Source organism: Streptomyces sp. NPDC017943, assembly GCF_044328425.1.
Classification (GTDB): domain Bacteria; phylum Actinomycetota; class Actinomycetes; order Streptomycetales; family Streptomycetaceae; genus Streptomyces; species Streptomyces djakartensis_A.
Genome location: NZ_JBIRHH010000006.1, coordinates 339,086 through 360,744, shown reverse-complemented (window position 1 = coordinate 360,744; position 21,659 = coordinate 339,086). Strand labels below are relative to the sequence as shown.

General features: G+C 71.7%; 30 protein-coding genes. 29 read left to right on the top strand and 1 reads right to left on the bottom strand.

Annotation, left to right across the window (positions count from 1 at the left end; all coding sequences use genetic code 11):
* Positions 1 to 144 precede the first annotated feature (144 nt).
* Entirely contained in the window at positions 145 to 855 is a 711-nt protein-coding gene (locus ACH4C6_RS21745) for a hypothetical protein (protein ID WP_398110238.1), read from the top strand.
* Positions 852 to 1,061 carry a hypothetical protein gene (locus tag ACH4C6_RS21740; protein ID WP_398110237.1) on the top strand — a complete coding sequence of 70 codons (210 nt, stop codon included), beginning with the start codon at positions 852 to 854 and terminating at the stop codon, positions 1,059 to 1,061. Before ACH4C6_RS21745 ends, ACH4C6_RS21740 begins: the two co-directional genes overlap by 4 nt.
* A 56-nt stretch (positions 1,062 to 1,117) precedes the next feature.
* Here the strand turns inward: ACH4C6_RS21740 and ACH4C6_RS21735 are convergent, their stop codons facing one another.
* Positions 1,118 to 1,564, bottom strand: coding sequence for a helix-turn-helix transcriptional regulator (locus tag ACH4C6_RS21735; protein ID WP_398110236.1), 447 nt, complete (start codon positions 1,562 to 1,564; stop codon positions 1,118 to 1,120).
* 143 nt (positions 1,565 to 1,707) lie between these two features.
* Between ACH4C6_RS21735 and ACH4C6_RS21730 the strand changes: the two genes are divergently transcribed.
* From ACH4C6_RS21730 to ACH4C6_RS21600, 27 genes are all read left to right on the top strand, one after another.
* Positions 1,708 to 1,863: a hypothetical protein gene (locus ACH4C6_RS21730; protein ID WP_398110235.1), complete on the top strand. Its 156-nt coding sequence runs from the start codon at positions 1,708 to 1,710 to the stop codon at positions 1,861 to 1,863.
* Positions 1,860 to 2,030 carry a hypothetical protein gene (locus tag ACH4C6_RS21725; protein ID WP_398110234.1) on the top strand — a complete coding sequence of 57 codons (171 nt, stop codon included), beginning with the start codon at positions 1,860 to 1,862 and terminating at the stop codon, positions 2,028 to 2,030. Before ACH4C6_RS21730 ends, ACH4C6_RS21725 begins: the two co-directional genes overlap by 4 nt.
* Positions 2,031 to 2,098: 68 nt before the next feature.
* A complete protein-coding gene (locus tag ACH4C6_RS21720; protein ID WP_398110233.1) occupies positions 2,099 to 2,902 on the top strand; it encodes a DUF2637 domain-containing protein in 804 nt (267 codons plus the stop codon).
* Positions 2,902 to 3,546, top strand: a complete 645-nt coding sequence (locus ACH4C6_RS21715; protein WP_398110232.1) for a hypothetical protein — start codon at positions 2,902 to 2,904, stop codon at positions 3,544 to 3,546. Before ACH4C6_RS21720 ends, ACH4C6_RS21715 begins: the two co-directional genes overlap by 1 nt.
* Positions 3,543 to 4,055: a hypothetical protein gene (locus ACH4C6_RS21710; RefSeq protein WP_398110231.1), complete on the top strand. Its 513-nt coding sequence runs from the start codon at positions 3,543 to 3,545 to the stop codon at positions 4,053 to 4,055. The genes ACH4C6_RS21715 and ACH4C6_RS21710 overlap by 4 nt, the downstream gene beginning before the upstream one ends.
* Complete coding sequence (locus tag ACH4C6_RS21705) at positions 4,052 to 4,645, top strand: hypothetical protein (protein ID WP_398110230.1); 594 nt, start codon at positions 4,052 to 4,054, stop codon at positions 4,643 to 4,645. The genes ACH4C6_RS21710 and ACH4C6_RS21705 overlap by 4 nt, the downstream gene beginning before the upstream one ends.
* Positions 4,646 to 4,780: 135 nt before the next feature.
* Positions 4,781 to 4,930, top strand: a complete 150-nt coding sequence (locus ACH4C6_RS21700; RefSeq protein ID WP_398110229.1) for a hypothetical protein — start codon at positions 4,781 to 4,783, stop codon at positions 4,928 to 4,930.
* A gap of 39 nt (positions 4,931 to 4,969) precedes the next feature.
* Positions 4,970 to 5,107 (top strand): hypothetical protein, encoded by a 138-nt coding sequence (locus tag ACH4C6_RS21695; RefSeq protein WP_398110228.1) that lies wholly within the window; start codon positions 4,970 to 4,972, stop codon positions 5,105 to 5,107.
* A 285-nt stretch (positions 5,108 to 5,392) separates the two neighbouring features.
* A complete protein-coding gene (locus ACH4C6_RS21690; protein WP_398110227.1) occupies positions 5,393 to 5,569 on the top strand; it encodes a hypothetical protein in 177 nt (58 codons plus the stop codon).
* Between the two features lie 18 nt (positions 5,570 to 5,587).
* Positions 5,588 to 6,124 (top strand): helix-turn-helix domain-containing protein, encoded by a 537-nt coding sequence (locus ACH4C6_RS21685; protein WP_398110226.1) that lies wholly within the window; start codon positions 5,588 to 5,590, stop codon positions 6,122 to 6,124.
* Positions 6,114 to 7,397, top strand: coding sequence for a PBSX family phage terminase large subunit (locus ACH4C6_RS21680; RefSeq protein WP_398110225.1), 1,284 nt, complete (start codon positions 6,114 to 6,116; stop codon positions 7,395 to 7,397). The genes ACH4C6_RS21685 and ACH4C6_RS21680 overlap by 11 nt, the downstream gene beginning before the upstream one ends.
* A complete protein-coding gene (locus ACH4C6_RS21675) occupies positions 7,397 to 7,594 on the top strand; it encodes a hypothetical protein (RefSeq protein WP_398110224.1) in 198 nt (65 codons plus the stop codon). The genes ACH4C6_RS21680 and ACH4C6_RS21675 overlap by 1 nt, the downstream gene beginning before the upstream one ends.
* Entirely contained in the window at positions 7,581 to 9,137 is a 1,557-nt protein-coding gene (locus ACH4C6_RS21670; protein WP_398110223.1) for a phage capsid protein, read from the top strand. Before ACH4C6_RS21675 ends, ACH4C6_RS21670 begins: the two co-directional genes overlap by 14 nt.
* A complete protein-coding gene (locus tag ACH4C6_RS21665; RefSeq protein WP_398110222.1) occupies positions 9,088 to 10,212 on the top strand; it encodes a phage minor capsid protein in 1,125 nt (374 codons plus the stop codon). Before ACH4C6_RS21670 ends, ACH4C6_RS21665 begins: the two co-directional genes overlap by 50 nt.
* Positions 10,213 to 10,258: 46 nt before the next feature.
* The gene (locus ACH4C6_RS21660) at positions 10,259 to 11,059 is read left to right on the top strand and encodes a hypothetical protein (RefSeq protein ID WP_398110221.1); all 801 of its coding nucleotides are present in this window, start codon (positions 10,259 to 10,261) and stop codon (positions 11,057 to 11,059) included.
* A gap of 16 nt (positions 11,060 to 11,075) precedes the next feature.
* Positions 11,076 to 12,080 carry a major capsid protein gene (locus ACH4C6_RS21655; RefSeq protein WP_398110220.1) on the top strand — a complete coding sequence of 335 codons (1,005 nt, stop codon included), beginning with the start codon at positions 11,076 to 11,078 and terminating at the stop codon, positions 12,078 to 12,080.
* 14 nt (positions 12,081 to 12,094) lie between these two features.
* Entirely contained in the window at positions 12,095 to 12,619 is a 525-nt protein-coding gene (locus tag ACH4C6_RS21650; RefSeq protein WP_398110219.1) for a hypothetical protein, read from the top strand.
* Positions 12,619 to 12,828, top strand: coding sequence for a hypothetical protein (locus ACH4C6_RS21645; RefSeq protein WP_398110218.1), 210 nt, complete (start codon positions 12,619 to 12,621; stop codon positions 12,826 to 12,828). The genes ACH4C6_RS21650 and ACH4C6_RS21645 overlap by 1 nt, the downstream gene beginning before the upstream one ends.
* Before the next feature lie 3 nt (positions 12,829 to 12,831).
* Complete coding sequence (locus ACH4C6_RS21640; protein ID WP_398110217.1) at positions 12,832 to 13,236, top strand: hypothetical protein; 405 nt, start codon at positions 12,832 to 12,834, stop codon at positions 13,234 to 13,236.
* Positions 13,233 to 13,550 (top strand): hypothetical protein, encoded by a 318-nt coding sequence (locus ACH4C6_RS21635; protein ID WP_398110216.1) that lies wholly within the window; start codon positions 13,233 to 13,235, stop codon positions 13,548 to 13,550. Before ACH4C6_RS21640 ends, ACH4C6_RS21635 begins: the two co-directional genes overlap by 4 nt.
* A 9-nt stretch (positions 13,551 to 13,559) precedes the next feature.
* Positions 13,560 to 13,910, top strand: a complete 351-nt coding sequence (locus tag ACH4C6_RS21630; RefSeq protein ID WP_398110215.1) for a hypothetical protein — start codon at positions 13,560 to 13,562, stop codon at positions 13,908 to 13,910.
* A complete protein-coding gene (locus ACH4C6_RS21625) occupies positions 13,903 to 14,325 on the top strand; it encodes a minor capsid protein (protein ID WP_398110214.1) in 423 nt (140 codons plus the stop codon). Before ACH4C6_RS21630 ends, ACH4C6_RS21625 begins: the two co-directional genes overlap by 8 nt.
* A 74-nt stretch (positions 14,326 to 14,399) precedes the next feature.
* Positions 14,400 to 14,813 (top strand): HNH endonuclease signature motif containing protein, encoded by a 414-nt coding sequence (locus ACH4C6_RS21620; protein ID WP_398110213.1) that lies wholly within the window; start codon positions 14,400 to 14,402, stop codon positions 14,811 to 14,813.
* A gap of 58 nt (positions 14,814 to 14,871) precedes the next feature.
* Complete coding sequence (locus ACH4C6_RS21615; protein ID WP_398110212.1) at positions 14,872 to 15,321, top strand: phage tail tube protein; 450 nt, start codon at positions 14,872 to 14,874, stop codon at positions 15,319 to 15,321.
* Complete coding sequence (locus ACH4C6_RS21610; RefSeq protein WP_398110211.1) at positions 15,318 to 15,809, top strand: hypothetical protein; 492 nt, start codon at positions 15,318 to 15,320, stop codon at positions 15,807 to 15,809. Before ACH4C6_RS21615 ends, ACH4C6_RS21610 begins: the two co-directional genes overlap by 4 nt.
* Positions 15,810 to 15,983: 174 nt before the next feature.
* Positions 15,984 to 18,311: a hypothetical protein gene (locus tag ACH4C6_RS21605; protein WP_398110210.1), complete on the top strand. Its 2,328-nt coding sequence runs from the start codon at positions 15,984 to 15,986 to the stop codon at positions 18,309 to 18,311.
* 11 nt (positions 18,312 to 18,322) lie between these two features.
* A complete protein-coding gene (locus ACH4C6_RS21600) occupies positions 18,323 to 21,649 on the top strand; it encodes a hypothetical protein (RefSeq protein ID WP_398110209.1) in 3,327 nt (1,108 codons plus the stop codon).
* Positions 21,650 to 21,659 lie beyond the last annotated feature (10 nt).

Here is a 21,659-nt window from a genome sequence, read left to right as displayed (position 1 = left end):
GATCGTCTGCGGATGGATCGCCAACCTGGCCGCCCGACTCGCCACCTGAGCACAACGAAGGGGCGTGCCCACGAACTCCCCAGCTCCAGGCACGCCCCACCGGTGGCCACACCGTACCGCCCCACCACGCACACGGAGCGCACGATGACCACCGCCGCACACCTCTGGACCATCGCCCACCACTGGCGGGACCTCACCACCGCACTCGCATCGACCGGCACCGCCACATGGCCCCCCGCCGGCCGCATGGCCGACTACCTCGCCAGCATCCACCGCAGCGACGACGAGGCCGAGGCCGCGCAGCACCGGGCCGCCGCCCTCCGTACCCTCGAACGCTCCCCCGAGCAGATCGGCGAGATGCGCGCCCCCATCCGCCTGCACGTCCTGGAGATCATGCAGACCGTCCACGCGGACCTGCTGGAGTGCGCCGACCAGACGGCCGCCGCCGTGCAGCGCCCCGTGATGAGCCCCCTGCCGAAGGGATACCCGGACGTCGACCGGGCCCGCCGGGACATCCTGATCATGCAGGACCGGCGCGACCCCCGCCGCTGGCGCTGGGCCGGGATACGCCCCGACGCCGCGTACACCGCCCTGTGGCTGCTCGCCCGCGTGCAGGGCGCCCCCGGCCCGTTCCGGCCCCTGCGCCCGCTGGAGCTGGACCACGTGGCATCCGTCGCCCGGGCCGCGTGCGGACGCGTCGAACGGGCGTTGGACATCGTGGGGCAGCGCCGCAGCCTGGCCGAACGGCACGACTGCGGCGGGCGGATCGACGTGTACGGCGGGGCCGGCGCGCACCCGACCGCGCACTGCACCGGCTGCGGCCGGACCTGGACTGGTGAGACGGTGGCAGCATGACGAGCGACGAGTACGTGGCCCGCTTCTGGCAGTACAAGGCGAAGGACCGCGAGCCCTTCGAGACTCTCGACGAGGCGGTGGCGTTCCTGGCGGTCGGCTGGGAGCGGGGCAGGTTGTCCGAGATCGACATTCTCGGCCCGGATGGATCTGTGGTGTTGAGCGGCGAGGCTCTGCATGCTCGGATGATGAGCGCGCTCGGGGCGTAGATCAGCATGAGGGCCCCTGCCGACTCCCACGGCAGGGGCCCTACTCGTGCGCGCGGCTACTCCGGGGCGTCCTCCCACTCGGCCGCCACCTCGTGAACCGTCCGCACCACTTCGCGGGCGAGCAGCTCGCCCCGCTCCTCGGACACGCCGAGCTGCTGCACCGCCAACCCCGTCTGGTAGGCCAGCACGTTGGCTAGCCGATCGGCCAGGCTCAGGTCTGGGGCGTCCGGTTGCGGCTGCTTCGGACTCGTCATGGGCGCTCCTTCATCGTGGCTGGCGAGGTCTGTGCGCTTGCCCGGCCGCGGCGGGTTCGCTGTGAACCATGCGGCCACCTCGTCCGCGCGGAACCGGGGCCGGGTGCTGCCCTCACCCTCGACGGGCTTCGGGAAGCTGCCGCGCGTCCGGTACGAGTGCACCGTCTGCCGGCTGACCCCGTGCTCCTCCGCGATCTCCGTGACGGTCATCAAGCGCGGCACCCCCTCGCTGTCAGGGTTCTTGGGCACGGCAACATCCTTCCCGAACCTCTTGACGTTGTAAAGAGGTCCTGCCAGTCTGGCACTGCACGACAAAGCCCCCGGCCCGGCGCTGCACACGCCATATGGGCCGGGGGCGGACCCACTCGCAACCGTGACGAAGGAGCAGGCCCGTGCCTGAGCGTACCGACCACCACACCCCCGAGCACGACCCCCGCGCCTGCAACCTCTGCAGCAGCCTCCGCCACCCCGCCCTCGCCGCCCAGGGCCGCGCGCTCGGCAAGCACCTCGCCGAGCACCCCTTCCCCCGGCAGGCGGCCGGTAAGTGAGCGGCGAGCAGCGGGACCTAACCCCGCGGCCGAACCCGATCCTCGCCGAACCGGCCACCCCGGAGACCTGCGCCGGTGACCTCCGCTCGCCGAGCGAGCAGCAGGCCGCCGCCGGCGCCGCACGCGACCAGGCCGCCTTCGGCCGCATCAACGCCGCCGGACGCTGACCCACCGACCGGCCGGGCCCCGTACAACCCCCAGCGGGGCCCGGCCTTCACCCGCTCCCGGAGGAGCCGTGAAGAACCCGACCGCCGCACTCGCCGCGGGCGCAGCTGTCGTCACCATCGCTCTCACCGGCGCCGCGTTCTGGCTGTCGTACGAGCACCTGCACGACATCGCCAGCACCAACGGCCTCACCGGAGCACGCGCCTGGGCATGGCCCGCAACCGTCGACCTGTTCATCATCGCCGGGGAGCTGCTCGTCCTCCGGGCGTCCCTCCGCGGCGTAGTCGACTGGTGGGCCTACGCACTCGCCGCAGTCGGCTCGGGCGGCTCCATCGCACTCAACGTGTTCGGCGTCGGGCACGGCGCGCAACCGATGGAGTACGTCGTTGCAGCCGTCCCCCCGTCGGCTGCACTCATCGCCTTCGGTGCACTCATGCGGCAGGTGCACGAGGCGCTGCACCGCATCCAGACCGCAGCCGCACCCGCGCAGCCGCACCCGGCCGACGACTTCGAGCGCGCAGCCGAGCAGGCCGTAGAGGTCACCGAGACGACTGCACCCGCCGGACTCGTCCTCGACTTCCAGCCGCACCCGCAGCCGCACCCCGAGGTGTGCGCAGCCGCATCCCCCGCAGGTCACCTGCCGGATGCAGCCGCCGCGCAGCCGCGCCCGGAGCCCGCCGCAGCCGCCCCAGTCGTGCACCAGATCACCACCCCGGATGCGGATGCGGAACTGCTCGAAGCCGCCCGGAAGCTGAATGCGGATGCACTCGCCGAGACCGGCCGGCCCGCATCCCTGCGACGGCTGCAAGACGGGCTGCGAATCGGCCAGCGCCGCGCCCAGCGCATTCAGGCGCAGCTCCCCAAGAGCGCGTGATGGGTGCGCAGCCGGCATCGCCCGGCGGTGACGAGCTGCGCACCCGCCACTACCTCCGCCGTCTCGGCGCCCGCCCCCTCGGCCACCAGGAGCCACCCATGCACGAGCCCGCGCCCCGTCCCGTCACCCCGACCCGCGTCATCCCCGCCGGGGCGTCGCTGCCCGCCCGGCCGCCCGAGCCCGGGGAGGCCCCGCCCTGGCGCATGCCGCCGCCCCCTTCGCCGCCGCCCGTAGCTCCCGAGCCCGATCCGGGCCCCCGGATCGTCGAAGTCCGCCACGTTCACGAAGTGCTGCTCACCAGCCCGGACCCCGATCCGGAGCCCCGTCCGCGCCTGTGGGAACGCCTGTGGGAGCGCCTGTTCACCTGGCGCATGGTCGTCGCGATCCTCACCGCCGTCACCCCGTGGGTGGGCGGAGAGAGCCCCGTCGGCATGTGGTCGCACACCGTCCACCAGGCCCGCACAGAGGCCGGCATCGGCGCCGCCTACGTCATCGCGGGCGTGGCCCTCGCCGCCGCCTGGGCTCTCGACCGGCACACCGGCCGCGCCGTACCCCGCGCCCTGCTCATCACTGCCAGCCTCGGCGCCTTCGGCGTCCTGCACTGGTGGGACCCGTTCCTCGCCCTGACCGGAGTCGACCTGTGAACGCCACGTCCACGCTCACCCTCGGCGGGCTGCTGCTCGCCCTGATCATCCTCACCTGCAACCTCTACCCCTGGTATCGCGGCGGCCGGGAGATGTCCAAGCTGGCCATGTTCGGGAAGGGTTTCGGGGGCGCCGCGTGCGCCGCGGCCTGCCCGGGCGGGATCCTCGGCTGGGCCCACTCCCGCTCCGGGACCGTTGGTAACGGCGTAGGCGAGCGCACCAGCCAGGCCACCACCGGCACCAACTCCGCGCAGGCCCTCACCACCGGCCAACTCGTCGGCCTCGGCGCGACCGGAGCGGTCGTCGTCGTCATCGCCGTGACCCTCGTCGTCCTCGCCTACAAGGAGGCCGGGAAGAAGGACCGGCGCCGGATCATCGGCGGGGCCTACGTGGGCAGCACTCTGTGCCTGACCGCGGGCGTAGCGGGCGCGCTCGCGTGGCTGCCCGGCGCGCTGAACGGCATCGGGGACGGCGTGGTCGCCGCGGTGCAGGGGGCGGGCCTGCTGTGACCCGCCTCGCCCGCGCCGCCGGACGCCTCGCTGACGGCTCCAGCGCCCTCACCCGACGCACCGGCGCGCGACTCGCCGCATGGGTTGCCCGCGCCCGCCGCGATGACCTCACCGGCTGGCGCGCCTCCCTCGGATGCTGGCTCCGCCTCGCGCTGCTCACCCTCGGCCTGTACCTGCTGTGGCGCCTCGTGCGCTTCCTGCCGGCGCTGCTGTGGCTGCTCTCGGCCGGGTGGATCGCCGCCGCGTGGCGGGCCGGGAGAGCGCCCTCCCCGGAGGCCGCCGACAGGCCCCCCGCGGACGCCCCCGAAGTGCCCGACGTGGAGGCCGTGCGGCGCCTCCTCCTGGACGTCATGGGGGACGCCTCCGGGGTGCACCTCCGGGCGGTCCTCGCCCACCTTCAGCAGCACGGCCAGTGGGAGGGCAGGAAGGTGACCGATCTGCGCGTGCATCTGGAGCGCCTGCACATCCCCGTCAGCCGCTCCGTGAAGGTGGCCGGCACCCCCACGTGGGGGGTGCGTCGCAGGGACCTCGAAGCCCCTTCCCCGGCCGAGCCGCAGGAGGCGTCTCCTGCGCCGTCTACCGCCGCTTGACCTGCACGTCTACCGGCGCATCTACCGCCGTCTACCGCCGGATCTACCGGCCCATCTACCCCGGGGCGGCCGTCCTTCCGCCAAGTCGTCCGGCCGCCCCGGTCCCCATCCCAGCGAAGAGACAGGAGCACCATCATGGCCTTCCGCCGATCCGTCCCGCAGTCCGAGCTGCGCGCGAAGCTGTCCGTCGAGCAGCAGGCGAAGCACGCGACCACGTTCCAGGCCTCGCGCGGCGGGCACTACCCGGAGCCCAAGAAGCCCGTGCCCGGCCAGCCGAAGAAGTGACCGCACCTCACTGTCAGACCCCTGCGAGAGGCTGAACCAATGAGCGACAACATGCCCTGCGGCGAATCCGGCTGCTACTGCTCCGGCTTCGGCCCCGAGCACGACGACTGTGCGTGCGGCTGCGACTGCCCGCGCTGCTACGACTGCATGCAGAAGCAGGACAACTGCCAGTGCTGACCGCCACACTGGTGACTCGCGCCGGGTAGCGCCCGGCAAACCCGAGGCCCCGCCGCGCCACCCAACGCGACGGGGCCCGACTACGCCCGTAGTTGCATTGCGCGCGATCATGCCCCATCCTGGCCCCACGTCCGGCGTGCCCGGACCTCGCGACCACGGCCCCCGTCTCCACCCGAGCGGGGGCCGTTCGCATGCCCCCAGACCCCGCGCAGGGCACAACCCCACGACACGACACGTGGTGGTTGCCGACGCGCGCCCTGCGCGGACCACCCTCTCGGAGGCCCCATGGCCAGCAAGAAGCGCGGCATCACGCCCGGACGAGTCGACGCCTACGAAGCGCTCAGAGACCAGGGCATGAGCAAGAAGAAGGCCGCGAAGATCGCCAACGCCGGCAAGACGAAAGCCGGGCGCAGCAAGATGGCGAAGAAGGCGGCCCGCACCCGCGCCCGCCGAGGCAAGTAGCACCCGGGAGGTGACGCCGTGCCGAACCAGTACAACCGGCCCGTCACCAACGAGGACCGAGAAGCCGTCCGCCGCCTGGCCGCCGAGGGCAAGGGCCGCAACGAGATCGCCAGAGAGTTGCAGCGGTCGCCGCGCACCATCAGCCAGATCGCCGAGAAGCTCGACCCGCCCGTGACGTTCGACCGCACCATGACCGCCGTAGCCACGCAGGCACGAGTGATGGACGCCAAGGCCCGGCGCGCCGCGCTCGTCCTGCGCGCCTACACCCGCGCCGAGAAGATCTACGACCGGCTCGAAGCCGACGAGACCAGCGGCTACAAGTTCACCGCGACCACCGTCAACGGCATCGAGACCAGGACCCTGGACCACGTCCCTGGACCCGAGGAGCGGTCCCTGGCCACCGCAGCCGGCCAGTACCTCGCGCAGGCCGCGAAGCTCGAAGCGCTCGACACGAACAACGGCGTGGACGAGGCGAAGAGCATGCTCGGTCAGCTCGCCGCCGGCCTCACCGCGGCGTACAACGCCATGAACGAGGGGGCGGGTGATGCTCCGTGACGTCCCGCTTCCCCTGTCCCGCAAGCAGGTTGCGAGCATCGTGGAGGCGCAGCAGGCGCCCCTTGCCCTGTGGTCCGGGGCCGTGTCGTCCGGGAAAACCATCGCGTCCCTGATCGCGTTCCTGATCGCGCTCGTGGCCGCGCCCGATCACGGCCTGATCGTGGTCGTCGGCCGCACGCTCCAGACCATCGAGCGGAACCTCGTGGACCCGTTGCAGTCCCGGCACCTGTTCGGGCCGCTCGCCGCGCACGTCCACCACACCACCGGCTCGACCACCGCGACCATCCTGGGACGCACCGTGCACCTCGTGGGCGCGTCCGACGCCCGCGCCGAGGGCCGCATTCGAGGCGCCACGATCGCGCTCGCCTACGTCGACGAGGCGACGCTCGTGCCGCACGCGTTCTGGATGATGTTGCTGTCCCGGCTCCGTGTCGGCGCGCAGTCCCGGCTGCTCGCCACGACGAACCCGGACGGGCCGTTCCACTGGCTACGCAAGGAGTTCATCCTTCGCGGCGCCGAGGTGGGGCTCACGAACTGGCACTTCACCCTCGACGACAACCCGTCGCTGGACCCCGGGTTCGTCGCGCGGCTGAAAGCGCAGTACACCGGCCTGTGGTACCGGCGATTCATCCTCGGCGAGTGGTGCCTCGCGCAGGGCGCGGTCTACGACATGTTCGACGAGGCCCGCCACGTCGTGGACCTCATGCCGTACATGCGCCGCTGGACCGCCGTCGGCATCGACTACGGCACCGTCAACCCCTTCTCTGCGGTGCTCATCGGGCACGGCGAGGACGACAAGCTGTATGCCGTGTCGGAGTACCGGCACGAGTCCGCGACCGCGCTGCGCCAGCTCACCGACGCCGAGTACAGCCGCAACGTCCGCGAGTGGCTGGCCGGCATCCGGCGTCCGGGCGAGCACGGGCAGGCGCGCGGAGTCCGCCCCGAATGGATTTTCGTGGACCCGTCGGCCGCCTCGTTCATGAACCAGCTGTGGACCGAGCGGGTGCCGAACATCGCCCCCGCGGTCAACGACGTCATCGACGGGATCCGGTCCGTGTCCGTCGCGCTCGGCTCCGGGCTGCTGCGTATCCACCGCTCGTGCACGGGCCTGCTCGGCGAACTGCCCGGCTACGCCTGGGATGAGAAGGCCGCCGAGCGCGGCGAGGACAAGCCGCTGAAGGTGGCCGACCACAGCGCGGACGCCCTCCGCTACGCGCTCCACTCCACCGCGCACGAGTGGCGCGGCCTGATCGAGTACCAGGAGGCCGCCTGATGGCTGCGACGCTGTCGATCCCGCTGTACCTGCGCGTAGGCAACGGAACCGACGTGCAGATCGGCGAGGCCCTGGTGGCTGTTGACTCCGACGGCAAGGCCACCCTCACCGTGTCGGACATCGCGGATGGCCTACGACAGGCCGCAGACGCCCTGGAGCGAGCCGGACAGGAGGACGCTCCCGATGCCCCTGCCTGAGAACGGAGTCCCGTGGCCGCCCCCGGAGATGGCCGCCGCACTCGCCACCATGGCCGTGGACGACGCGTGGTACTCCGGAGACCGCGACCGCATCCGCGCCGCGTACCGGCCCAAGTCCGCCGAGGTCACCGACACGGGCCGGTTCCGCCGATTCTGGGAGCGACCGAAGCGACTCGACACCCCGGACCACGCCCTTCACGTGCCGCTCCCCGGCGACATCGCCACCACCTCGGCCGACCTGCTGTTCTCCGAACCGCCCACGCTCACCGTGGAGACTGCGGCCACACAGGCCCGGCTGGACGAGCTGGCCGACGCCGGGGGCCTGGCCAACACCCTGTTGGAGGCCGCCGAGGTGGCCGCCGCCCTGCGCGGCGCCTATCTGCGCGTCACATGGAACGCCGACCTCGCACAGCGGGCCCTGCTCACCGTGCACCACGCCGACACCGCCGTGCCCGAGTGGTCCAGCGGCATCCTCACCGCGGTCACGTTCTGGCGGGAGGTCGCGGCCGACGGCGTGCGGGTGCTGCGGCACCTGGAGCGGCACGAGCCGGGCCGGATCCTGCACGGCCTGTACGAGGGCACCACGACCAACCTCGGCCGCGCGGTGCCCCTCACCGAGGACCAGGCAACCGCGGACCTCGTGGGCTCCCTCGACCCGGACGGCGACGGGCAGACCATCACCACCGGCATCCCCCGGCTGACCGCCGGCTACGTGCGGAACATGGGCCCGGACCGGCAGGACCGCCGCTCACCCCTCGGCCGGTCCGACTACCAGGGCGTTCACGACCTGTTCCACGCCCTCGACGAGACATGGACGTCGTGGCTGCGGGACATCCGCCTCGCGAAGGCCCGGCTGATCGTGCCGGCCGGCTACCTGAACAGTGCCGGGCCCGGGCTCGGCGCGACGTTCGACCTCGATCAAGAGGTGGTCGCGGCGATCAACGCGTCCCCCACGTCGGGCGAGTCCATCACCGAGAACCAGTTCGCCATCCGGGTGGAGGAGCACCAGCGCAGCGCCGAGGCGATCGTGCGGCAGGCGGTGAAGCTGGCCGGGTACTCGGCGCAGTCGTTCGGCATGGACGGGGACGCCGCGGTGACCGCTACCGAGGTGGTGGCCCGCGAGCGAAAGAGCATGATCACCCGCGATAAGAAGGCCCGTTACTGGGGGCCGGTGCTCGCGGACATGCTGGAAGTTCAGCTCATGATGGACGCCCGCTTGGGGTTCTCGAAGGTGGCCCCGGAGCGGCCCAAGGTCGAGTTCGGGGACTCCGTCAGCGAGGACCCCAAGAGCGTCGCGGAGACGCTCGCGCTGCTCACGCAGGCTCAGGCCATCAGCACCGAGGCGAAGGTGCGCATGCGCTCGCCCGAGCTCGACGACACAGCCGTCCGGCAGGAAACCGAGCGGATCCTTCGCGAGACGGGCCAGCTCGTGAACGACCCGGCCGAGACCGGATCCGAGGGCGAGGGGGTGCCGAATGCCGGTGTCCCCAGCGATGGCGGAGGATCTGGCGAGCGAGGTAGCCAGGCTGTACCAGGACGCTGAGGCCGCCCTGTTGGAGAAGCTCGCTGCAGCGCTCGCTGCAGACATCGACTCGCCGCGCTGGGCTGAGCTGAAGCTAGCTGCAGTCGGCAACCTGCGCTCTGCAGTGGAGGTAGTTGCCGAAGCGCTGCAGCAGGACACCAACGGGGCGGTGCGGCGGGCCCTGGTGGAGGCGTACAACCGGGGCCGTCAGGCGGCGGTCGCCGAGCTGGGCGCGCTGGACATCGGCCGGGAGTTGGCCGCCCGGGACGCCCTGCCGGGCGCGCCCGCGGTGGACCGGTTGGCCGCGTCCCTCGCGGAGGACACCCGCCCGGTGTACGCCCGCATTACGCGCGTCGTGGTCGACGTGTACCGGGCGATCACGTCCCGGGCGTCCGCCTCGACGCTGCTCGGTGGGCTCACCCGCCGGCAGGCCGCGCAGCGGGCCCTGGACCAGTTCGCGAACCGGGGCGTCACGGGGTTCGTGGACTCTGCGGGCCGCTCGTGGGACATGGCGTCGTATGCGGAGATGGCCGTTCGGTCCGTCACCGCCCGCGCCGCGATCGAGGGCCACGTTGATGCGCTCGCCGAGATCGGCGTAGGCCTGGTGATCGTGTCGGATGCGCCGCTGGAGTGCCCGTTGTGCCGGCCGTGGGAGGGCGAGACGCTCACCCTATCCGGCCAGTCCGGGCCGCACACGATCCGCGCGGAGCACGCCACCGAGACCGTAGGGAGGCTGCGCCGACGGCCACGGATCATCGCCGTGCACGTCGCCGGCAGCCTCACGGAGGCCCGGGCCGCGGGCCTGTTCCATCCGAACTGCCGCCACAGCCTCGCCGCGTACATCCCAGGCGTCACCACCCGGCCGCCCGACCATCCCACCCCGGGCACCACCTACGAGGACACGCAGCGGCAACGGGAGATCGAGCGCCACATCCGCCGGTGGAAGCGGCGCCAGGCCGCCGCCATGGACGACACAGCGCGCCGCGTGGCCGGGGCGAAGGTCCGCGAGTGGCAGAAGGCCCAGCGCGAGCACATCGCCGCGCACGAGCACCTGCGCAGGAAGCCCGCGCGCGAGCAGATCGGCGCCGCGCGCTGACCCACCGGCCCGCCAGGCGCGGGCCCGATGCGCCCCAGGAGGGCACATGCACAAGATCCCTTTCCGTCACCCGCTCGCCACGCACGCCGCGGGAACGATCCTCGGCTACGTGGGCGGCAGGCCCGTCTACGCGATCGCGGGTGGCAGCGACGAGGGCGCAGGCGCCGCCGGATCGGGCGGACAGCCCGGATCCAGTGAGCCCGGACAGTCCGGACAGGGCGCCGCAGGTACCGGGGCCCAGGGCTCCAGCCAGGGCGGACAGCAGTCCGGACAGCCCGGATCGTCGGATCCGTGGGCCGAATTCCAGTGGGATGGCAAGGTCGAGTCCCTGCCCGAACCGGTTGCGAAGGTCATCCGCGAGGCGCGCGAAGAGGCCGGCAAGTCCCGCACCACCGCGAAGGCGAACGCCGCGCAGGAAGCCCGGCAGGAACTCGCGCAGGAGATCGGCAAGGCCCTCGGCCTGGTCAAGGACGACAAGCCCGCCGACCCCGCCGAGCTGACCCGCACCATCACCACCCAGACCACCCGGATCGGGGAGCTGGAGAGCACCAACCGCACGCTGGCCGTCGAACTGGCCGCGTACAAGGCCGCCGACAAGCACGGCGCCAACCCGGCCGCTCTCCTCGACTCCCGCTCGTTCTTGGAGTCCGTCAAGGGGCTGGACCCCTCGGCAAGTGACTTCACCACCAAGCTCGACGACGCGATCAAGGCGGCCGTCGACAGCAACGCGCAGCTCCGCACGGGCCTGGTGCCGCGGCGGGGCGGGGGCGACTTCACCGGCGGGCCCGGCACCCAGCGCCGCCCCACCTCACTGCACGACGCCATCGCCGCCAAGCTCGGCGGCTGAACCCTAGGAGCACCACATGCCCGTCACCCTTGCGGAGGCGAAGCTCAACGCACAGGACGACGTCGATGTGCAGGTCATCGACGAGTTCGCCAAGTCGTCGGACATCCTCAGCCGGATGACGTTCGACGACGTCGTCTCGCCGACCGGCGGCGACACCCTGACGTACGGATACCGGCGCCTGATCACCCAGGTGTCCGCGGACTTCCGCGCGATCAACTCCGAGTACAGCCCGACCGAGGTCACCACCCAGCGCTACACCGTGGACCTCAAGCCCCTCGGTGGCGCCTTCCAGGTGGACCGCGTGGTCGCCCGGATCGGCGCCGCGGCGTCGGGCGCGGTCGCACTGAACATGTCCCAGAAGATCAAGGCCGCCCGCGCCAAGTTCGCCGACGCCGTGATCAACGGGGACACCGCCGTCGACTCCAACGGGTTCGACGGCCTGTCCAAGATCCTCACCGGCACGTCCACCGAGTACCTGCCGCTCTCCAACGGCGTCAGCACCGGCTACGTCGACTGGACCGCGGTCAACGACAAGGCGACCGCCATGGCCGCCATGACGCACATCGACTCGTGGCTCGCCAGCCTCGACGAGACCCCGGACGTGATCTACGGCAACCGCAAGACCCTGGCCCTCTTCAAGCGGCTGGCGATGTGGACCGACCAGTACGAGAAGTCGTCCGACGCGTTCGGCCGGCCCATCACCCGCTACAACGGCATCGACCTCGTCGACCTGAAGACCAAGGCCGGCAGCAACACCGACGTGATCGGCCTCGTCACCCGAGACACCGACGCGGGCGGCGCGGGCGGCAACATCACCAACCTCGGTGACCTGTACGCCGTTCGGTACGGCCTCGACGGGTTCCACGGCGTGTCCGTCGTCGGCGACCTGGTCGAGACGTGGCTGCCCGACTTCACGCGCGCTGGTGCGGTGAAGACGGGTGAGGTCGAGATGGGGCCGCTGGCCGTCGTGCTCAAGGCCACCAAGGCCGCGGGCGTCTTCCGCAACATCAAGAGCGCCTGACAGGAGGCCTGAACATGGCACGCATCGAAAGCCCCAACCGCAGCTTCACCGGCACGGGCCCCGGCGGCGTCCACTTCGAGGACGGTATCGCGGAGACCGACGACCCGGCGGTGATCTCGTACTGCCAGGGCGCCGGATACACCGTGGACGGCGAGACGTACACCGACACCCCGCCCGCCGCGCGCACCGTGGACGTGCCGGACCCCCGGTTCGTGCAGGACGTCCCGGACACGGCGCCGCTGCGGGATGCGGCGGTCGACCCCCGCCCGGGCGACGTACCGCCGTCGAACGCTGGCCTGGCCAACCCGCACGGGCCCCTCGTCGTGGCCCCGGGTATCGGGGCGCCGCCGGTGGTGGAGGACCCGGAGGGCGAGGGCCTGGTGCCCGCGTCTGAGGTGCGGCAGGAGCCGCCCGCCAAGTCCGCATCGAAGGCTACTTGGGTGGACTACGCGACCGCGCAGGGCATGCCCCGCGAGGACGCCGAGGCCGCCACCCGTGACGAGCTGGCCGAGCGCTACAGCCGGAAGGAGAACGGCTGATGGGCCGGTACGAGCGTCTGAACGAGGATCACGAGGTGGTGGAGACCGTCCTCACCGTGGACGGCTCCCCGCGGGACCAGCAGCTCGCCGCCTCGGCCACGGGCTCGAAGGTGTGGCGGCGCGCTGAGGGCGACGGCGAGCAGGCCCCGGCGGCGGAGCCGAAGCGGCGGCCGGCCGCGCAGCCGAAGCCGCCCGTGAAGGAGGCGTGACCGGTGGCCCGCGTCTACGCCACGACGGCGGAGTACGAGGCGTACACCGGGACTGAGGCCCCGGCGGGTGCGGCTCGGCTGCTGGCGCGGGCTTCCCGTCTGGTCTCCGCGGCCACGAAAGCGGCCGTGTACGACACGGATCCGGCTGGCTTCCCGTCGGACGAGGACGTGCGCGAGGCGTTCCGGGACGCTACCTGTGCGCAGGTGGAGGTGTGGGCGAAGCGGGACGCGGCGGCGGCCGGGGACGCCTCGGATCCGGCCGCGTCGCCGTGGACGTCGATCAGCGCGGGCGGCCTGTCGTTCTCGCGGCAGTCCGCGCCGGTGGCGACCGCGGAGGACACGGCGCTCACCCCGGAGGCCGCCGAGATCCTCGCCGAGCTGAACCTCGAACAGGTGGTGTGGACGTGAGCGGGTTCCCCGCGTTCCTGCTGCGCCATGACGTCACGGTGGAGGCCTACCTCGGGGAGTCCGCCTACGGGCCCCGCTACGGTCCCCCGACGGTCGTGCGGGGCCTGCTGGAACGCAGCATCCGCACCGTGCGCGGCCAGAACGGCGAGGAGACCACGTCGTCCGGCACGTTCCGCACGCGGCTGGACGCCGGAATCGAGGCCGAGGCGCGGGTGACCCTGCCGGACGACACCACCACCACCGTCATCGCGGTGGTGCCGCACGACGGGGGCGGCCTGCCCACCCCCGACCACCTCGAAGTGCAACTCGCGTAGGGGGTGCCCGTGGCGCAGTACACCCGACTCCGGTTCGACGGGCAACGCCACTGGACGTCCCGCGGTCGGCGCCTCGCCGAGGAGGGGTTGCAGCGGGGCCTGGAGCACATCCTTGGCGAGGCCCGCCGACTGGTGCCGCTGGAGGAGGGCACCCTCGAACGGACGGGCCGCGTCGTGCGGGACGGCATGAACGGCGCGATCACGTTCGACACGGTGTATGCGGTCCGGCAGCACGAGGAACTGACGTGGAAGCACCTCCCCGGGCGCCAGGCCAAGTACCTGGAAACCCCGATGAACAGCGAACGGGACGTCGTGCTGAGGCTCATGCAGGTGTCGCTACGGAGGTGGCTGCGTGGCTGATCTCCTCGACGGCATCGCCCGCCACCTCGACGCCCGCGGCCTGCTCGACTACGACCCCTACGGCACCACCGGGGACACGTTCATCGAGACCACCCCCAGCCGCCCGGACGAGGCGGTGACGCTGACCCTGTACGGCGGGCCCGAGTCGGACAGCCGCTTGCCGTTCGACGAGGTGTCGCTCCAGGTACGCACCCGCGGCGGCCGCGACCCCCGGCCGTCGCGGCAGAAGTGCGCGGCGATCCGGGACGAGCTGCACGGCCTCGGCCCGCTCACCCTGCCCGACGGCACGTTCCTGCAACTGGCCATCGCGATCCAGGCCGCGCCCGCCTACATGGGCCAGGACACCAGCGGTCGGCACGAGCACGTGTGCAACTTCCGGTTGGATATTCGTAACGTCTCGGCGCACCGTCAATAGAATGGCGGAGACATAAATGCCCCGGCAGGTGCTGTAACACCCCCGGGGCGCGGCCAACCCGGGAAGAGGTTGACGTGGACGAGGCTACCCTCGCGCGCTTCACAAGCAAATTCGAGACCAGCGCTGGTGGCTGCTGGGTATGGACCGCAGCGATAGGGAACAACGGGTACGGAGTGTTCCGCTTCCAGGGGAAAGCTGCCAACGCACATCGTGTGTCCTACCTTCACTATGTGGGTGAGGTGCCCGAGGGGTTGGACCTGGACCACCTGTGCCGGGTACGGCACTGCGTGAACCCCGCCCACCTGGAGCCGGTCACCAGGAGCGTGAACCTCGGTCGTGGGATCGCACCTGGGCGTACCCAGAGGCTCAGGACGCATTGCCCGAAGGGCCATCCGTACGACGCTCAGAACACTCGGCTCTACAAAGGGCGGCGGAGTTGCAAGGCCTGCCACCGTGAACGAGAAGCCGCCCGGCGACAAACGCCGTAAGTAACCAACCTAAGGCCCCAGTCATCGACTGGGGTCTTTTGCATGCCTGGAGGCACTGATGGCCCTTCAAAAATACAACGCCAGGGACGTCTTCTTCGAAATTGAGAACGTCACCACACCAAACCAGTGGATCGAGATCGGCGGCCTGAACACGTGGTCCAAGTCCCACGACGAGGAGACCGCCGAGACCACCACCTTCGCCTCCGAGGGGCAGGCGGAGTCCGAGAAGATGGAGATCAGCAAGGAACTGGAGCTGGAAGGTATGCGGCTCCGGGACAGCGTGACGGGGGCGATCGACGCCGGGCAGGCGATGGTGGAGACCCTGTCGGAGCGGCTCGGCGCGGCGTCGCTGGGGAGGATCCGGTACGCGCACAAGGATGACGACGAGTGGATCATCTGGACCGCTCACGTCAACATGGGTGACGAGGGCGGCGGCAACAACGACAAGACCAGTTGGTCGGCGACGTTCACCCGGTCCGGCGCGGACACCACGGCGGTGAAGTCGTGAGCCCTGCCCGCAAGCCCGCCGCCGATCATGAAACGTGGGATGCGTTCTGGTCGGAGGTGTCCGACGGCCGCACGGAGACGATCCGCGGCGTGCAGGTGCGCGTCCCGTCGGACGTGCCGCTCGCGATGGAACGCCGCCTGGAGGAACTGAGCGACTCCCAGGACGAGAAGGACGTAGCCGAGCTGATCGCGCTGCTGTTCGGCGCGGACGTCATGGACCAGTGGATCGAGGCGGGCATGGGCGCGCTGGAGTTTCAGACGGTCCTCACCTGGGGCATGGCGCAGGCCGGCGGCACGGACCTCACCTTCGCCGAGGCGCTGGACCTCGTGCGCAAGGGGGCCGGTGAGGGAAAAACGGTCGGCCCGAAGGGGCCGAACCGCGCGGCGAGGAGGGCCGCACCCGCGAAGCGGTCCGCCGCTGGTGGTGGGCGGTCGAGTGCGACTTCCAGAGGGAGTACCACCTCGGCCCGCAGGACATCGCGCGCCTGACACGGCGCCGCTTCTACACCCTGCTGAGCGGCCTCAGCGGCGAGGCACTGTTCCGCCGAATGGCGGGTGACTACATCTCCGTCATCGACGACGACGAGCAGATCCGGGCCGCGCTGCGGCGCTGACCGGCACAACTGAACACCGCGCCCACCGGGCGCCGATGGGGGGTGCACTGTGGCCCTGTCCATCGGCGAACTCGTGGGCTTCATCCGGGCCGACGACTCCGGGTTCACGCGCGGCATGGAGGCGGCCCGCCTACGCATGCGGGGCCTTCAGCGGGACGTGGACGGCCGGTTGCGGGACATCCGCGGCCGGTTCGTGTCCGAGGGCGAGGCGGCCGGGCGGGGCCTGGCGGACGGGATCCGGGCGCACGCGGAGATGGCGGCCCCGGCGGTGCGCCGAGTGGGCCTGGCGGTCGGCGCGATCGGCGTGGGCCTGCCCGCGGTCGCCGCGGTGGGGGCGGCGCTCGGCGGGCTCGCCGCGGGCGCCGCCGCCGCGGGCATCGCCGTGAAGGCGTTCAGCCTGGCGGCCGGGCAGCAGTGGACGGCCGTTCAGGACGTGGCGACGCTCGCCGAGGAGGCGCAGAAGGCCGCGGCGTCCGGGGCCGCGGACGCCGCGGAGAAGCAGAAGGCCTACACCGACGCCCTCGCGCAGCTCCCCCCGGCCACGCAGGAGACGGCGAAGGCGTTCATCGGCCTCAAGTCGGACTTCAAGGCGTGGTCTGACGGGCTGTCCGGCACCACGATGCCGGTGTTCACCAAGGGCATTCAGATCCTCCGGGACCTGCTGCCGAGCCTGACACCGTTCGTGAAGGCGGCGGCCGACGCATTCGGCGGGTTCCTCGACGAGGTCGGGGCCGGCGTCCGCTCGGCGGGCTTCAAGCAGTGGGCGGCGGACATGGCCGCTGCGGCGGGCCCGGCCCTGCGCGACTTCCTCCAGGTGATCAAGAACCTGGCGATCGGGTTCGGTGGCCTGCTCCAGGCGTTCCTGCCGGCCAGCGAGGGCATGACCGGCGGCCTGGTGTCGCTGACGCAGCGGTTCGCCGAGTGGGGGCAGTCCCTCCAAGGCAGCGAAGGGTTCGCGCAGTTCCTCGCTCTGGCCAAGCAGGGCGCGCAGACGCTCGGCACGCTCGCGCAGGCCGTCCTGAAGCTGATTGCTGCGCTGGGTCCGTTTATCGGGATCGCGGCGACGGTCGCCCTGCACCTCGCGGAGATCGTCAACGCGCTGCCGCCGGACGTTCTCAACGTCCTCGCCGGGGCCGTCCTGAGCGCCGTCGTCGCCTTCAAGGCGTTCCGGGCCGCGTCGTCGGTGGTCGACACGGCATCCACCCTGATGAACTCACGGCTGGGCACGGTGGCCCGGCGGTGGGTGTCGACCGCGTCCACCGCCGTCGCGTCCGGTGCCCGCATCGCTGCCTCGGCCACGGCCAACGCAGCGCGCACCGCAGCAGCGTGGACCGGTGCGGCGCTGCGCGGCATGGCCCGCTTCGCTGCCCAGATGATCCGCACCGCGGCCGTGGCGGTCGCGAACTTCGCCCGCATGGCCGCCCGCGCGGTCATCTGGGCCGCGACGATGGCCGCACAGTGGCTGATCGCCATGGGCCCCGTCGGCTGGATCATCGCGATCGTCGTGGGCCTGGTCGCGCTGATCATCGCCAACTGGGACACGATCAAGGCCTACACGATGATCGCGTGGAACTGGATCGTGGCGCAGGTCAAGGGCGCCGTGAACGGCATCCTCGCCGGGATCCAGTGGCTTGCGCAGATCCCCGGCAAGATCGGCGCCTGGTTCGGCCAGGCGAAGGACTGGGCCGTCCGCAAGGCGCTGGAGCTGGTCTCGTGGATGACCGGCCTGCCGGGCCGCGTGGGCTCGGCTATCGCCGGACTCGCGGGCACCCTGCGCTCGATCGCCTCCAACGCCTTCAACCGGTTCCGGCAGGTGGCGGCCGAAAAGGCCGTCGCGTTCGTGTCGCTGGTGCGCAGCATCCCCGGCCGGGCCCGCTCGGCGCTGGGCAACCTCGGCGGACTGCTGCTGGGCGCCGGCCGCGCCCTGATCCAGGGCTTCATCAACGGCATCAAGGGCATGATCGGCTCGGTCAGGAACGCCGCGAGCAGCGTCGTGAAGGCGGCGCGGAACTTCTTCCCGTTCTCGCCGGCCAAGGAGGGGCCGTTCAGCGGCAAGGGCTACACGCTGCACTCCGGGCGGGCGCTCGCGCAGGACTTCGGCCGCGGCATCTCGGAGCAGCTGCCGTATGTGCGGCGGGTCATGGACAGCATGCCGGGCCTGCCGGTGCCGGACATGGCGGTGCCCGGGCTCGGGCTCGGCGCGGTCCCGGGCGGTCTCGCCCCGGCCGCGGCCCGGCCCGCGCCGGTCGTGCTCGAGGTCCGCGAGGGCTCGGGCAACCGCGTAGAGGCGATGCTCACGCAGATCATCCGGGAGTCCGTCGCCGTCCGGGGCGGCGGAGACGTACAGAAGGCCTTCGGGCGAGGACGACGACCGTAAAGAGGGGCGCCGTGGAACTGGACTTGCGCGGGGAGTTGTTCATCGGCGGGACGTGGGTGGACGCCACGGGCAACATGCTCAAGCGGCAGGCGCTCGTGCACTCGCGGGGCCGGCAGGACCAGGGCGCCCGCGTCGACCCGTCCACGTGCGCCCCGCTGCTGAACAACACCGACGGCCGGTTCTCCCCGGACAACCCGGCGGGCCCGTACTACGGCCAGTTCGGCCGCAACACGCCGTTCCGGGTGTCGGTGCGCGCGGGCACGCCCGCGCTGGAGCTGGACGGCAACGGCGCCAACAACGCCGCCACGCCCAGCCACACCAGCCTCAACATCACCGGAGACCTCGACCTGCGATGGGAGGGCGAGGCCGACTGGTACGCCCCCGGCTTCCAAACCCTCATGGGCAAGTGGGGCGGGCCCGGAAACCGGTCGTACACGCTGCGCCTGGAAAGCGGCTCGCTGTACATACTGGGCGCCCGCAACGGCACGACCGGAACCTTCGGCCGGTGGCCGTTGCCGGCGCTGCCTCGCCGCGCGGCCGTGCGGGGCACGATGGACGTCGACAACGGGGCGGGCGGGGTCACCATCCGTCTGTACTGGGCGCCGTCCCTGGACGGGCCGTGGGTGCAGTTCAGCGACGACATCGTGGTGCCGGAGACGCTGTCTGTGTTCGTCGGCACGGCGCCGCTGACGATCGCTCCCGAGCAGCTCGACGAGGGCAGTGTGCGCCCGGCGGTCGCCGGACGCGTCTACCGGGCCGAGGTCCGCAACGGCATCAACGGGCCCATCGTGGCCGCCCCGAACTTCGGCGCGCAGGCTGCGGGCACCACTAGCTTCACCGACTCGGCGGGCCGCCTGTGGACGCTGACGGGTACGGCCCGCATCACCGACCGCCGGACCCGGCTCGTGCACGAGCTGGCCGCCTACCCGACGCGCTGGCATCCCTCCGGGGCGCACGCGTGGGTGGACGCGCAGACGGCGGGCATCCTGCGGCGCCTGGGCCGCAGCACTTCGGCCCTGGACTCGACGCTCCGCCGCCGTATCCCCTCGTACCGGCCGCTGGCGTACTGGCCGCTGGAGGACGGCCCGCGCGCCACTCAGGGGTACTCGCCGATCCCGGGCGTCGCGCCGCTGGACTTCACCGAGGTGGACTGGGGCAGCGCCGATTCCCTGCCGAGCAGCAACGCCCTGCCGGTGCTCAACTCCACGTCGGGCAACAACGCGCGGATGCTGGGCGTGGTGCCGGGCGGGTCGGGCCCGAGCCTGCCCGCGTGGTCCGTCCACTGGATCTACCGACTCGACCAGATCAACGACACCCACTACACGTTCATGCGGATCCTGAGCACCGGCACCGTGCGGGAGTGGTACGTCCAGACCCGCAACAGCCAGACGCGCATCATCGGCAAGAACGGGTCCGGCGCCGAGGTGTTTAACCAGCTCATCGGCACAGAGAACGACCTCTACGGCCAGTGGGTCATGGTGCGCTTCCGGGTCGTGCAGGAAGGCGGCACCGTCCGCTGGCGTATCTCGTGGATGGACGTCGGCGGCGACGCGGGCGGTTTCACGGGCACCTTCCCCGGCACGTCCGGCCGGCCGGTCGGTGTCGCCTCCCCGCCCGACGGCTACGCGCAGGCCCTCAACGGCATGGCCATCGGCCATATCTCCGTGTTCGACGTGGAGTACACGTTCGCCTATGACGGTGCGATCGACGCGTGGACGGGGGAGACAGCGGGGGCCCGGATGCGGCGCCTGGCCCAGGAGGAGTCCCTCCCCGTGTCCGTGTACGGGCCGCCCCGCGAGCAGGAGCGGGTGGGGCCGCAGTCGCCCGCGCCGGTGCTCGCGCTGCTGGAGGAGGCGGCCGACGCGGACGGCGGGATCCTGTACGAGGACCGGGAGCGGCCCGCGCTGACCTACCGCACCCGGGCCAGCATGTACAGCCAGCGCCCGGCGCTCACCCTGGACTACACGCAGCCCGGCCTGGCCGCGCCGCTGGAGCCCACCGGTGACGACGACGGAACCGAGAACGACGTGACGATCTCCCGGACGGGCGGATCCAGCGGCCGGGCGGTACTCGAGCAGGGCGCCCTGTCGGTGCAGGCCCCGCCGAACGGGGTGGGCGCCTATCCCGTGCAGGAGACGCTGAACCTGCACTCGGACGACCAGACGGAGCCGATCGCGTACTGGCGGCTGCGGCTGGGCACCTACGAGGGCCGCCGGTATCCGCAGGTCCGGGTGATGGTGCACAAGGCACCGCCCGAGCTGCTGGACCAGATCCTCGCGGTGGACGTGGGCGACCGGCTCGTCATCAAGAACCCGCCGATCTGGGTGGCCCCTGGGGACATCGAGCTGATCGTGCAGGGCTACGAGGAGACGTTCGAGGGCCCGTTCCAGTGGGACATCGTCTTCAACTGCAAGCCGGGGGAACCGTGGCTGGTCGCGGTCGCGGACGGCCCGTCGCACAGCCGCGCGGACACCGACGGCTCCCGCCTCGCGGAGGATCTCACCACGGCGGAGACGGGTGTCGACGTCTTCACGACCGCGGGCCCGCCCTGGTCGACCGATCCGGCCGTGTACCCCGCCCTGGTGCGGGCCGGGGGCGAGACGATGACGGTCACCGCGTGCACCAGCTCGCGGAAGGACTCGTTCGCCCGGACGCTGGTCGACTCGTGGGGCGCGGCCACCGTGGGCGGCACGTGGACCACCGCGGGCGGCGCCGCCGGAAACTACGACGTGACCGGCGGGCAGGGCGTGCACACCCTGTCGACGGTGGGCGTGTCCCGCCGTTCGCTGCTGCCGGCCCCGGCCGCGGACTTCGACATCTACGTCGACATGACCAGCAGCGTTGCGGCTACGGGCGCGTCGCTGACGGGCGCGATCATGGCCCGCTATGTCGACATCGACAACATGTACATGGCGCGGCTGGAGTTCACCACGGCGGGCGCGATCGTGTTGGGCATCCGCCGCTGGCTCGCCAACTCCGAGAGCGTGCTCGGCTCGTACACCACCGGGCTGACGCACACCCCCGGCACGTACATGCGGCTCCGCTTCCAGGGGGCGGGGTCCACGCTGCGCGCGAAGGCGTGGCGGGTGGGCACCGCGGAGCCGGCCACCTGGCAGGTGCAGGTGACGGACTCCACGCTCCCCGGGGCCGGGTCGGTGGGCCTGCGGTCGATCTCCGCGACCGGCAACACCAACACGAACGCGGAGATCCGCTACCGGAACTTCGACCAGATCAGCCCGCAGACGCTCACGGTCGTGCGCAGCGTCAACGGCGTCGTCAAGGCCCACCCCGCGGGCGCGTCGCTCGCCCTCGCTCAACCCGCTATCGCTGCCCTGTAGGAGGCTCCCC

What these genes read in the sequence shown, in the direction of transcription:
- ACH4C6_RS21740 (WP_398110237.1), top strand. Translation starts at nt 852, where the DNA reads ATGACGAGCGACGAGTACGTGGCCCGCTTCTGGCAGTACAAGGCGAAG.
- ACH4C6_RS21615 (WP_398110212.1), top strand. Translation starts at nt 14,872, where the DNA reads ATGGCCCTTCAAAAATACAACGCCAGGGACGTCTTCTTCGAAATTGAG.
- ACH4C6_RS21680 (WP_398110225.1), top strand. Translation starts at nt 6,114, where the DNA reads ATGCTCCGTGACGTCCCGCTTCCCCTGTCCCGCAAGCAGGTTGCGAGC.
- ACH4C6_RS21660 (WP_398110221.1), top strand. Translation starts at nt 10,259, where the DNA reads ATGCACAAGATCCCTTTCCGTCACCCGCTCGCCACGCACGCCGCGGGA.
- ACH4C6_RS21690 (WP_398110227.1), top strand. Translation starts at nt 5,393, where the DNA reads ATGGCCAGCAAGAAGCGCGGCATCACGCCCGGACGAGTCGACGCCTAC.
- ACH4C6_RS21675 (WP_398110224.1), top strand. Translation starts at nt 7,397, where the DNA reads ATGGCTGCGACGCTGTCGATCCCGCTGTACCTGCGCGTAGGCAACGGA.
- ACH4C6_RS21700 (WP_398110229.1), top strand. Translation starts at nt 4,781, where the DNA reads ATGGCCTTCCGCCGATCCGTCCCGCAGTCCGAGCTGCGCGCGAAGCTG.
- ACH4C6_RS21665 (WP_398110222.1), top strand. Translation starts at nt 9,088, where the DNA reads ATGGCGGAGGATCTGGCGAGCGAGGTAGCCAGGCTGTACCAGGACGCT.
- ACH4C6_RS21715 (WP_398110232.1), top strand. Translation starts at nt 2,902, where the DNA reads ATGGGTGCGCAGCCGGCATCGCCCGGCGGTGACGAGCTGCGCACCCGC.
- ACH4C6_RS21695 (WP_398110228.1), top strand. Translation starts at nt 4,970, where the DNA reads ATGAGCGACAACATGCCCTGCGGCGAATCCGGCTGCTACTGCTCCGGC.
- ACH4C6_RS21670 (WP_398110223.1), top strand. Translation starts at nt 7,581, where the DNA reads ATGCCCCTGCCTGAGAACGGAGTCCCGTGGCCGCCCCCGGAGATGGCC.
- ACH4C6_RS21645 (WP_398110218.1), top strand. Translation starts at nt 12,619, where the DNA reads ATGGGCCGGTACGAGCGTCTGAACGAGGATCACGAGGTGGTGGAGACC.
- ACH4C6_RS21650 (WP_398110219.1), top strand. Translation starts at nt 12,095, where the DNA reads ATGGCACGCATCGAAAGCCCCAACCGCAGCTTCACCGGCACGGGCCCC.
- ACH4C6_RS21655 (WP_398110220.1), top strand. Translation starts at nt 11,076, where the DNA reads ATGCCCGTCACCCTTGCGGAGGCGAAGCTCAACGCACAGGACGACGTC.
- ACH4C6_RS21745 (WP_398110238.1), top strand. Translation starts at nt 145, where the DNA reads ATGACCACCGCCGCACACCTCTGGACCATCGCCCACCACTGGCGGGAC.